Source organism: Postechiella marina (genome assembly GCF_039538365.1).
Classification (GTDB): domain Bacteria; phylum Bacteroidota; class Bacteroidia; order Flavobacteriales; family Flavobacteriaceae; genus Postechiella; species Postechiella marina.
This window is the reverse complement of sequence record NZ_BAABCA010000003.1, coordinates 338,835-351,452: the sequence shown is the minus strand read 5'-3', so window position 1 is coordinate 351,452 and position 12,618 is coordinate 338,835. Positions and strand designations below refer to the sequence as shown.

Here is a 12,618-nt window from a genome sequence, read left to right as displayed (position 1 = left end):
TCTTTTTTGTCTTTTAGCTAATAATAGTAAAAACAGAAACTTTAAAAACTTCTGTTTTTTTAATTAGAGATAGTATTAATTAAGGTCTTACTTCGTATTCGCCAATGTAAATATCATCAATATATATAATGGTGTCGCTTGTGCCATCAACTCTTATATCGAAGTTTGTATAACTGTTTTTTGGAAATGGAATAATACGTTCTAGCATAACCCATTCTCCTTTATTTATATTTGATAAGTTTTGATTAATTCCCCACCAAGGAGCAGAACCTAAAGAGTGTATTTTAAGACCTCCTGGTGTTGCAACAGTAGGATCTATATATACTCTAGCTCTTGTAACGTATTGTTTATTTAGATCTATGCTTACTGTAGCACCGAAAGGTGTTCTTATTCTAAAGTTTCCAGATTCTCCATTTTTAGTTATTTTTATACTTGTGTCTCCTGTAAAAGCTTGTTCGGTAGATATTTCGTATGCGCCATTAGGGTCAACTATCGTCCAATTGGTTGTAACACCATCAGCAATATTATTGTTTGCTAAATTTGGAGCGTACATGGCAACAGGCTGGTCTGTAAAAGCTTCAGGAGTTCTAGTATCTGTAGATTCTAAAGAGGCATTACCATCATAAGACACTTTTATGTTGTCTGTACTATATATAGGCTCGCTAAGCGTAATGTCTAATAAAGTTAAATTATCTGCATTGTTAGTAATTGTTGCTATATTTAGATTTTTAACAAAAGTATTGGCTTGATCAAATAATTTAACTGTAAAATTAGTGCTAACATCTCCTGCTATAGATGCAAATTCACCATTAAAAGGAATAGAAATGCGTTCGTCCATTTGTTCTATAATAGCACCAGTTAAAATAAATGGAGCAGAAGATGGTACAACTGTAATTGCATTTGTAAATGTTATCGATCTGTCGCTGTCTGGTTCTATTTTGTAGGCAGTAAGTGTTAAATCATAATTACTAAGACCGTTATATTTTATATCTACCATGCCATTACCTAGTTCTGGGTTGTTTACTAAACTTCCTGGTACTATTATACCTCCATCTGCATTTATATTTATTTCGTCAACAGCACCACTTACGTCAAAAGTGTAACGTACAGTTTGACCTGCTTCTACCTGTGCTAAGGCATTATTTGTAACGTTAAATGTTTCGCCTAGACTTCCATCAGAATTTAAAAAGGTTCCTTGTACATTAGTAAATCTAATAGGATCGGATACTGTTATAATAAAAACTGTTTCTACTATATTGCTATCTGTTGGTTCTATTTCATTTCTAATAAACGGGTTTTCTTCAAATTCTTGTATTACTGTAAGCTCGTAAATTCCAGCTTCAGGAAAGGATAATTTTAAAATTGGTTCATCAAAACTGGGTAGTAGAGTTTCGTCGCCTATACGTAATTGAGATTCTAAATTTTCAATTTCTTCTTCAGTAAGATTATCTCTGTTACTAAGGGCTTGCCTAATAGCTTCTCTATTGGAAACATCTTTGTCTAATTTTAATATGGTTGCAGCTACTCCATCTGGTAAAGACCAGGTTCTAGAAACAACACCGTGTGAGACATCTGCAAAAGATATTTCTTGATTTACCTGCACTGCATTACCTGCGTATTGATGAGAACTCTCTACTATGCTGTGGCTTGGTAGCGTTAAATTTCTATCGTCGTCGTTACACCCCATAACTATAAGCATCATTGCGATGGCAAATAGAGATTTGATAATATTATGTTTTACTTTCATAATTGTGTGTGTTTTATATTAATTAGCCTAATTAAAGGGCATTATTATTTTGTCTTTCGAGATTAGGAATTGGCCAAAAATCGAATCCAGTAGAATATTTATCTATAGCGCTATTAAAATGTTTGTCATCATTTCTAGAAAAACGTAAAAGCTCTCTTAAATATAATGGTGCGCGATTTGCAGGACTTTGAGAAAACTCTGTAACTGTTTTAAATTCGTGGGCTTTTGCATCTTCAAGTACTTCTCTTACAATGCCCCAACGAACTAAATCTTTCCATCTATGTCCTTCGTAACCTAACTCTGTTGGTCTTTCTACACGTTGTAAGTGTGTTAATAAATTTGCAGCAGTGGCACTAACCAAAGGTAGCTCTGTGCCTTCTGGTTCTCCTATTCTAGAAATGTGTAATTGCGGAAATTGATTGCTATTGTTGTCTAAGTAATCTTGTATGGTAAATACGCCTGCTCTTGCTCTAACCATATCTATGTAAGTTATAGCTTCATTTATTTTGGTTTGGTCGCTAGTATTGCCACCTTCTAAAAGGGCTTCTGCGTACATTAATAAAACATCGGCATAGCGAATGTGTCTAAAGTTTATTCCAGATCGGTTTAATGCAATTTCGGTAGGTTGCCAATACCAATTAGAATATTTTTTTACATATGCAGCAATAGCTGCATTAAATCTAGGAGATGCCATTTCGTTTGCAGTTGCATAGCCATAGTAAAGTCCTTCAAAATTATTTGGTGCAGCTGTGTATGATAACCTAGGTGAATGTCCCTGGGTGCCATTTGCTAACTTATCGTTTGTAAGTAGTTCTAAATAAGGGTAAGATACTAGTATGTTAGCATTTCCTCCTAGTCTGTTTTTACCAACTCTTCTGGCCAGTTCTGAAGATTCTGCACCAGTAGAGCCATTTGGTGTATCGTCTACTGTATTACCATTTGCTCCTTCTGCTAAATCGAAAGAATAAACGGTTTCTAGAATAGACTCACTATTTAGCTCGTTGTAGTGTGTGAAATTATCTTCGTAATTTGGTACTAAACTGTAGGCTCCAGACTCAATAACTTCTTTAAATTCAGTTGCTGCATCTGGCCAGTTTTTATCGTATAAATATAGTTTACCTAATAGAGATCCTGCGGTACCAGAAGTAACTCGACCTATATTGTTACCATCCCAATTTTTAGGTAAATTTTCTTTTGCAAAAATTAAATCGGGTATAATTACCTGTTGCGTAATTGTTTCTCTTGAACTTAATTCTTTTTGAGCTTGACTAGCATCTGTAATAATTTCTGTGTGTAAAACAGCAGTATTATAAGTTGTTACCAATTGAAAGTAATAAAAAGCTCTTAAGCATCTTGCTTGTGCTTCTATACTAGCCATAGTTTCTGGGTTGTTAAATACAGATTCTCCAACTAGTGCTAGGTTATTTATAACTTGATTTGCTCTATTAATACCAGTATGTAATTCATTCCATTTATTAACAATAGATGCATCGCTATCGTTATAAGTTAAGTCTTGGTATCGTCGGTCTGGCGAAAAGGTAAACGTAAAAGTTAAGTCTGATTGTGCCATTTCTGATACTAAATCGCCTCCACTAACGCCTTGAAATTGTAGAGCACCATATACTGTTGCTAATGCGCTATTAAAGTCTGCAGCTTTTTTGTAAAATTGTGAAGCTTCGTAGGCATTAGGGTTTTCTTTAGTTAGAAATGAATCTTCGTCGCAGCTTATTAATATTAAGCTAGCAAGTGCTAAAAGGTATATTTTATTTTTTATAAATTTCATAATTCTTTTTTTAAAAGTTAACTTGAAGGCCAACAGAAAACTGTCTTGCAACAGGGTAGTTTCCATTATCAACCCCTCTTGTAGATAATCCGTTACCTCCAACTTCAGGGTCGAATCCATCATAATCTGTAAATGTAAAAGGGTTAACAGAAGTTAAATAAACCCTAGCCCTATCTAAGCCTATGTTTTGTATTTTCTTTCTAGGAAAGTTATAACCTAATGTTAAAGTTCTAATTCTTAAATAAGTGCCATCTTCTAAAAAATAATCACTTCTAGCTCTAACATTTTCGCTATTTGTACCTCTTTCTGCAGGAATATCAGATGTCGGGTTTTGCTCTGTCCACATATAAAGTAAATCTTTATGTCTTCTACCTCGATATGCATTTAATTTAGAGCCATTGTAGACTTCTAAACCGTAAGCAAAATAGGTTAAGGCAGATAAATCAAATCCTTTATACTGTAAATTTGTATTGAATCCAATTTCAAATTCTGGTTGACCAGACCCACTATATACGGTGTCGTCGTCATTAATAAAGCCATCGCCTGCATCTGCTATGCCATCTCCATTAGTATCTACCGTTAATTGATCTTGAAACATTAAATCTCCTTTATTAAATTTAAGGGCTTCTCCTGGGTCTAAAGTTGCTCTGTAGTTTTCTAATTGCTCATCTGTTTTAATAACACCTTGGTTTTTTAAAAGAAAAAAAGCACCAGCCTCATGTCCTACAGCATAAAAAGTTGTTGAATCTCCAAAAAGATTACCACCTCCAAAACCACGGTCAATACCATTAAGGTCTGTTACTTTGTTAACGTTTTTAGTATAGTTATAGGTAAAAGAATATTTTAAACCACCAGCTGTTCTGTCTTTGTATGATGCGCTAAACTCTACACCAGAATTGGTCATGTCTCCTGCATTAACCGATACCACACCAAAGGTGTTAATAGCTCTAGTTTGGCTATAACCAGCAGAACCAGGTAGTAATAAGTTAAGTAGCATGTCTTCTTTATCGTTTTCGTATACATCCATGGTAAGCGTTAACTTATTTTTTAAAAAGCTAAGATCTACACCAATGTTTTTAGAAATTGTTGTTTCCCATTTTAAATCTTCGTTGGCTAATCTTCTAGAAATAAAACCTGTGTTTACAACTTCTTGTCCGCTTAAGTTTTGAAAAGGATAATTAATACCCGACTCTACTATTGGAGCAAAGCGATAATCTGGTATGCTTTGGTTTCCTAATTCGGCATAACTTACTCTTAGTTTAAAGTTATTAATAACATGATTTATGTCTTGCATAAAATTTTCTTCGTGTATGTTCCATCCTGTTGATAAGCCAAAGAAAGTACCAAACCTATTTTTTTCAGAGAATTTAGAAGAGCCATCTCTTCTTATGCTACCAGAAAACAAATATTTGCCATCAAAACCATATTGTAATCTAAATAGTTTTCCTGTTAAGCTTCTTTCTAAAATATCTCCCGTAGCAAATGTTTCTGTTGCTCCTGCTAAAACTTGTACATTGTTATTAGGTGCATCAAAAGGAAATAAACCATTAACTCTGTTTCTTATGGTTTCGTAATCTTCGTAAGATACTACACCCAATAATCCTATTTTATGTTTGCCAAACGTTTTATTATAAGCTAATATGTTTTCTATACTTCTTCTGTCGGTTCTTGTATTGTCTTCTTGTAATTCTGCATTAAGCCTAGAACCTTGTACGTTAAGCACATTGTTATCATCTCCTTGAAAATTTAAATACTGAGGTTCGAATCGTTTTCTAAACGAATTAGATTTATTGTTTCCTAGGTTAACTTTAAAGTTAAAATCTTTTAAAAGTTCGTACTCTAATCTTAAGGCAACGTTGGTTTTAGATGTTTCTTGAACATCCTTGTTTAAATAGTCTCTTACAAAACCGCTAACCGAGTTGTCGTTATCATCATCGTTATCAACAACTTCTAAATTGCCTAGTATTTCGCTAATTGGCCTAGAGTAAGCAGCAGCACTTAAAGCTCTTCTGTAACTGTTTCCTGGAGCTCGTTCTCGTTCTTCGTTAGACATATTAACACTGGCAAATGCTTTAAATTTACCTTTATTAAAACTTGCAGTTAGTCTGTTTGTTAGTCTTTCGAAACCAGAAAATATAATAACACCTTCTTGATTAAAATAGTTAGTGTTAAAGTTTAAAGTGAGGTTTTTTACACCGCCAGAAATATTTAAGGCGTAGTTTTGAATAATTGCATTATCATTTGTAATGTCTTCTACAAAATCACTATCATTATTAAATGCTCTACGGTTGCTAAATAGCGGGCTACTACCAGAAGCATTATCATCGTCTCTTCTGTTTATTTGATAAAATGTTTCTAGAGTGTTTAACCTATCAACTCCAGATGTTATATTTTGAATACCAACATAACTGTTAAGACGTACTACAGTTTTGCCAATTTCTCCCTTTTTTGTGGTTATTAAAATAACACCATTAGAGGCTCTTACACCGTAAATAGAAGCAGAGGCACCATCTTTAAGAATATCTATACTTTCTATTTGTTCTGGCGAAATGTTAGGGTTGTCTTCAAAAGGAATACCATCTACCACATATAAAGGACCAAGAGCGTCTTCGCTTAAAGAGCCTAAACCTCTTATTTGTATGTTTGCAGATTCTCCTGGGCTACCATTTGCAGCTTGAATATTTACACCTGCCACTTGACCTTGTAATGCGGTAGATAAATCTGGAGTTGAGGTTTGTAGAATTTTTTCTGAATCTATTTTAGTAACAGCTCCAGTAACTTCCTTTTTCTTTTGAGTACCATAACCAACAACAACAATTTCTTCTAAAGCAGCACGGTCTTCTTCTAGAGTTATGTTTAGCGTAATGTTGTCTGCTATGGTAACGCTTTTACCAATAAATCCTAAGTAGCTAATTTGAAGAATTTCTCCTTTTTTTGCTTTAATATCAAATTTTCCATCAAAATCTGATATTACTCCTCTAGAAGTGCCTTTTACAATAATACTAGCACCTGCTAAAGGCACGCCTCCTTCTTCTGTAACTTTTCCTGAAATGATCTGGTTTTGACCATAACTTAGAGTAGTTGACAAAAATGTTAAAATTGTAACAAAAAGGAAGTATAACTTTCTCTTTTTTACCTTTAATTTTTTAATCATAATAATTTAGTTAATAGTTTAGAAATGTAAAGTTAGATTTGACGTATACCTACTAACAGAAATTCTGTCCAAAACCATAACACAATTGTCCTTGAGCCAAAAATATTTGCGATTTAATTACCATTACTGCTTAAAATTTGATTTATTTATAATATTGTGGCAATAAAATTCTTACTAAGTAAGAATATTGTAAAACATGTTAACTAGTGTAAAATGAATTTTAAAAGTACTTTATACCTATTGTTTTCAGCATTATTTTGTCAATTTGCGCATTGCCAAATAGATGTTTTCTTTGAACATATATCTAGCGATTCGGGTTTGTCTCAAAATGATGTTTTAGCTCTTTATCAAGATCATTTAGGGTACATATGGGCAGGAACAAATGATGGGTTAAATAAATATAATGGGTATGATTTTAAAATATATAAACCCAATCCGTCTAATTTAAATTCTATTAGTAGTAATTTAATAAGTTGTATTAACGAGGATAAATTTGGGAATTTATGGGTAGGAACAACTGGGTCTGGAATTAATATTTACAATAGAAAAAACGAAAATTTTACAAGAATAAATGCACAAACTAGCAAACTTAAAATTTCAAATGATTTTATAACTAATCTTTATTTTGATAGTAAAGATAGAGTCTGGATAATAACAGCAGATGGTATAGATGTAGGTTATAATGTTTCGAACCTTAACAAGCTTTATTTTGAAAACGTGTTAAAAATCTCTTTGAGAACAAATATAATAAATACTGTTTTTGAGGATAAGAAAGGAAACATATTAATAGGTAGTGAGTCTGGTTTATATCTAGCTAAAGAAAATAATGAAAAAGTATACAAAATAGACTTGTTCGAAATGGAAAGTGTGCCTATTCGAAATTTGCACTATGTTAATAATAATTTATTTGTTGCTACTTCTTTTGGAATTTTTCTCTTTGAAAACTATCAAGATCCATTAACTCCTTTTAATAAATTAAGACTAAACAAAAATGCTTCTAAATTTATTACTTCAGACACAGTAGGGCACATTTGGTCTGCAACTAATAAAGGTATAGACGAATACAAGCTAACAAAAAATAAAGAGCTAAAATTGATTAAAAACTACCAAAGCGATATGAAGAACCTACATAGTTTAAGTTCTAATTTTATTAGGTCTTTGCTAATAGATAAAACAGGAATAGTATGGGTTGGTACACTTGGTGGCGGTATTAATAAGTTAAATTCTAATAGAAAAAAGTTTAAACATTACAACACAACTTTAAATTTTGGTGATATAAATAATAATGTTGTAAAGTTAATTTTTAAAGATAGTAATGATGCTTTGTGGGTAGGCACTCAAGGCGGAGGTCTTAGCGTTTTAACAAAAAGAAAAAACAGAGGTAATTATTCTAATTTTAAAAAGATACAAGAAATAAACAATGCGGTCTCTATATGCGAATTAAATATTTCTGGAAAAAAAATACTTCAAATAGGTAGCTCGTTTGCCATGGGTGTTTGCGAAATAGATATTACAAACCCTCGAGATATTAAACCAATAAAGAGTTTATTAAACATAGACTCTTATATCTATAAAATTTTTAAAGATAGTCATGGTCAGGTTTGGTACGGAACATATAATAAAGGTCTATTTAGAAAAGAAAATGCAAATTCTAAAAAGCTTGTTCATTTTGATTTGAATGATGGGTTGGCTAGTAATATTGTTCGTAATGTATTTGAAGACTCTAAGGGAAATATATGGATAGGAACCAGTAAGGGGTTAAACAAAATAGCTGCAAACCAAGTGCAATTAGATAATTTAGAGTTTAAAACTTATAAAAATAACCCAGAAGATAGTTTAAGTCTAAGCCATAATTATATCCTTCCAATTTTTGAAAGTTCTAAAAAAGAACTTTGGATTGGTACTTTAGGTGGTGGGTTAAATAAGTATATACAAGACAGTGTTTCTGGAAAAGAATACTTTGAGAAATATAGCGAAGATCAAGATTTGGTAAATAATGCTATTAAATCTATAGAAGAAGATGTAAACCAAAACCTCTGGATTTCTACTAATAATGGTATTTCTAAATTTAATCCATCTACAAAAACATTTAAAAACTACAATAAAAATGATGGATTACAAGCTAATGAGTTTCAAGAATTATCTAGTTTAAAACTCGATAATGGCGATATGATATTTGGAGGCGTAAATGGGTTTAATGTTTTTAATCCAGAATTAATTACCGATAATTTATTTACACCTAAAGTGGTTTTAGATAACTTTTATTTGCAAAATAAAATAGTTAATACAAACGAAGAGCACGATGGTGTTGTTGTTTTAAAGCAACATATATCTTTTTTAGATACACTTAAACTAAAATATTTTCAAAATAATTTTTCGTTTCAGTTTTCAGGGTTGCATTTTTCATCACCAGCAAAAAATCAATATGCATATAGGTTAAAAGGTTTTAATAATACCTGGGTTAAAACAAATGCTATAAATAGAATAGCAACCTACACAAATATAGAGCCAGGAACATATATCTTCGAAGTTAAAGGTTCTAATAATGATGGTGTTTGGGGTAAAGACGTAACCACTTTAAAAATAATAGTGTCTAGCCCTTTTTGGAAAACACCATTAGCATATATAATATATTGTTTGCTTGTCTTAATGGCTCTTTATCTACTGGGTAAATACACCATTATAAAAACAAAAGAAAAGCATATTTTATTAATGGATAATTTAACTACAGAGAAAAATAAAGAGTTAAATGATATGAAAATGCATTTTTTTACAAATGTATCTCATGAATTTAGAACTCCTATTTCTTTAATTAATGGGCCTTTGCAGTATTTAGAAAAAAATAATGATGTACTAGATGATAGTGAGCGCTTGATTCAGTATAGAATTATGCAAAAGAATTCTTCGTTATTATTAAGACTTGTAAATCAGCTTTTAGATTTTCAAAAAATTGATAAAAAAAAGATGGTACTTAAAGTTAATTATCAAGATATAATTGAATTTATACATGAAATTATCGAATCTTTCGAGTTTATTGCAAATAACAGAAATATAAGCTTAAAATTACATTTTGAAGAGGCAGAGTTAATTACTTGGTTTAGTCAAGATGCTATCGAGAAAGTTTTAAACAATTTAATATCTAATGCCTTTAAATTTACTCCAGATAATGGTAAAATAGATATTGTAGTTAAAAATATAGATGCAGTTATAGATGGCAAACTAGCAAGTTGCTTAAAAATTATTGTAAAAGATAATGGCTCTGGAATATCGCCTAAAAGTTTAGATAAAATATTTGATAGATTTTTTAACGACGATTCTGCAGAGAACAGAAATAGCTATAGTATGGGTATTGGTTTGGCATTAACACAAAGCCTTGTGCAGCTTCATCATGGTTCTATTTATGCAGAGAGTAACGATAAAGGTACTAATTTTGTTATTACTATTCCTAAAGATTTTGATTATTACAAATCTGATAAAATTATAGAATCTCAATCTTTTGCCAAAGGAGATTTACTTCCAGATATATTAGAGAAGTCTCAAAAAATAATAGAAGAAGCCTCAGCCCTAGATAATAAACAGTCCAAAAACTCAGAAATAGATATTCTTATAGTTGAAGACAATTTAGATATGCGTACATATATACGAAGCGGTTTACAAAGAGATTATAATATTATTGAAGCAGAAAATGGAGCAGTAGGTTTAAAAATGGTTGAAGAAAAGGCGCCTACAATTATAATAAGCGATATTATGATGCCAGTAATGGGAGGTATCGAGTTTGTAAATAATATTAAGCAAAATAACGCTTTAAACCATATTCCTGTTATTTTCTTAACCGCAAAAGCAGGCGAAAACAACCTTATAGATGGTATTAAAACAGGAGCAGATGATTATATTGTTAAGCCATTTGACCTTGAATATTTAAAACTAAAGATATCGAACATAGTTGAGTATCGCATCAATTTAAGAAAACACATTCAGAAAAAAATAAGTTTTAATCCAAAAGAAATTTACATAGCTTCTCCAGACGAAGAGTTTTTAAACAAGGCCTTAAAACTACTTGAAGCTAATATTATGGATACAGAATTTAATGTAGATAATTTAGTGCAAGAAATGTCTATAAGTAGAAGTGCCATTTACCCAAAATTTAAAGAGCTAACAGGGCTTTCTTTAGGGGAATTTATACGACGTTTTAGGCTGGAGCGTGCCAAGCAATTGCTAGAAACCACAGACCTTTCTATAAAAGAAGTTATGTATCTTTCTGGTTTTAATACACCTTCATATTTTGCTAAATGTTTTAAGAAATTATATGGAAAAGTACCTACTGATTATAGAAAATCGAGCCCTAAAGAATAAAAAGGCAATATAATCTTTTATTTTTTTACATTATCCTTACTAAAAAAGCCTCCTTTGTTTTTTTTTCTAGCCATAGATTGTGTAATTATTAAATATGCAACACTTATCATATTTCGTAATTCGCATAAAGATGTTGTAATCTTAGAGGTTTTGTAAAACTCTTCAACTTCTTCATAAATTAAGTCTAATCGTTTTTTAGCATTTTTAAGGCGCTTATCACTTCTAACAATGCCAACATAATTACGCATTAAAGCTTGTAGTTCTTTTAAATTATGCTGAATAATAATATGCTCGTCAGGAATAACAGTACCTTCATCATTCCACTTAGGAATATTTAATTGCAATGGCTCTATAGGGTGTTCGCATAAATATTTAAAAATTTGATGCGAATACACCATGGCTTCTAATAAAGAGTTTGATGCTAATCTATTTGCACCATGCAGTCCTGTTCTGGTACATTCTCCACAGGCAAAAAGATTTTCTATAGATGTTTTTCCATTTATATCTACATCAACACCTCCACATAAATAATGAGAGGCAGGAACAACAGGAATCCAATCGGTTTCAATATTTATATGGTTGTCTAAACAATGCTTGTATATGTTCGGAAAATGAGCTTTAAAACCCGTCATGTCCAAATGCGTACAATCTAGAAAAACATGAGTTTCGCCAGATTTTTTAAGTTCGTTATCAATACTTTGCGATACAATATCTCTAGAGGCTAATTCTGCTCGTTCATCATAATCTGGCATAAAACGATAGCCTTTTTCGTTGCGCAAATAAGCTCCAAAACCACGAACAGCTTCTGATATTAAAAAGGAAGAACGTCCGCCCCTAATATCGTACAAAGCAGTAGGATGAAACTGGATAAACTCCATGTCTGATATTCTAGTCTTTGCTCTATACGCCATGGCAACACCATCTCCAGTGGCAACAATAGGGTTTGTTGTATGTCCGTAAACACGACCAATACCGCCAGAGGCTAATAAGGTGCTGTCTGACTTTATTGTAATTATGTTATTCGATTTTTGATCTAAAACATAAGCGCCATAACATATTTTTTTATCTGTTTTAACTTCCTTTATATGGTGGTCTGTTATTAAATCTATGGCGAAATGATGAGGTAGTAGTGTTATATTTGGTAATCTGTGTACCTGTTCTAATAAAGTACGCTCAATTTCGTAGCCTGTAATGTCTTTATGGTGTACAATTCTGTATTCTGAGTGTCCGCCTTCTTTCCCTAAATCAAAATTACCTTCGTCATTTTTATCAAAATTAGCACCCCAAAGCAATAATTCTTTTAAGCGGTTTGGTCCTTTTTTAACAACCATTTCTACAACATCTTCGTCGCAAAGTCCGTCGCCAGCAATTAAAGTGTCTTCAATATGTTTTTTAAACGAATCTTTGTCGTTATCTAAAACAATAGAGACTCCGCCTTGTGCGTATTTAGTGTTAGATTCTTCTTCGGTAGATTTTGTTACAATAACTACCTTGTTATTCGGGAATTTCTCTGCTATTTTTACAGCAAAAGTTAAACCCGCAATACCAGACCCAATAACTAAATAATTTGTGTTAATCATT

General features: G+C 31.9%; 5 protein-coding genes. 1 reads left to right on the top strand and 4 read right to left on the bottom strand.

Annotation, left to right across the window (positions count from 1 at the left end; all coding sequences use genetic code 11):
* Positions 1–79 precede the first annotated feature (79 nt).
* From ABD715_RS08025 to ABD715_RS08015, 3 genes are read right to left on the bottom strand one after another with little or no spacing between them, the layout of a single operon-like run.
* On the bottom strand, positions 80–1,747 hold the full coding sequence (locus tag ABD715_RS08025) for a hypothetical protein (protein ID WP_344787635.1): 1,668 nt from the start codon (positions 1,745–1,747) through the stop codon (positions 80–82).
* Positions 1,748–1,778: 31 nt separating this feature from the next.
* The gene (locus tag ABD715_RS08020; RefSeq protein WP_344787634.1) at positions 1,779–3,530 is read right to left on the bottom strand and encodes a RagB/SusD family nutrient uptake outer membrane protein; all 1,752 of its coding nucleotides are present in this window, start codon (positions 3,528–3,530) and stop codon (positions 1,779–1,781) included.
* 10 nt (positions 3,531–3,540) lie between these two features.
* Complete coding sequence (locus tag ABD715_RS08015) at positions 3,541–6,684, bottom strand: SusC/RagA family TonB-linked outer membrane protein (protein WP_344787632.1); 3,144 nt, start codon at positions 6,682–6,684, stop codon at positions 3,541–3,543.
* Between the two features lie 213 nt (positions 6,685–6,897).
* Here ABD715_RS08015 and ABD715_RS08010 point away from each other — a divergent pair, with 213 nt between their 5' ends.
* Complete coding sequence (locus tag ABD715_RS08010; RefSeq protein WP_344787631.1) at positions 6,898–11,037, top strand: hybrid sensor histidine kinase/response regulator transcription factor; 4,140 nt, start codon at positions 6,898–6,900, stop codon at positions 11,035–11,037.
* A 17-nt stretch (positions 11,038–11,054) separates the two neighbouring features.
* On the opposite strand, the gene nadB is transcribed toward ABD715_RS08010, so the two are convergent.
* Positions 11,055–12,617: an L-aspartate oxidase gene (gene nadB, locus ABD715_RS08005; protein ID WP_344787630.1), complete on the bottom strand. Its 1,563-nt coding sequence runs from the start codon at positions 12,615–12,617 to the stop codon at positions 11,055–11,057.
* Position 12,618 lies beyond the last annotated feature (1 nt).

Bases quoted from the DNA above. Each gene is read 5' to 3' on its own strand.
- ABD715_RS08025 (WP_344787635.1), bottom strand. From the start codon at position 1,747: ATGAAAGTAAAACATAATATTATCAAATCTCTATTTGCCATCGCAATG.
- ABD715_RS08020 (WP_344787634.1), bottom strand. From the start codon at position 3,530: ATGAAATTTATAAAAAATAAAATATACCTTTTAGCACTTGCTAGCTTA.
- ABD715_RS08015 (WP_344787632.1), bottom strand. From the start codon at position 6,684: ATGATTAAAAAATTAAAGGTAAAAAAGAGAAAGTTATACTTCCTTTTT.
- ABD715_RS08010 (WP_344787631.1), top strand. From the start codon at position 6,898: ATGAATTTTAAAAGTACTTTATACCTATTGTTTTCAGCATTATTTTGT.
- nadB (WP_344787630.1), bottom strand. From the start codon at position 12,617: ATGATTAACACAAATTATTTAGTTATTGGGTCTGGTATTGCGGGTTTA.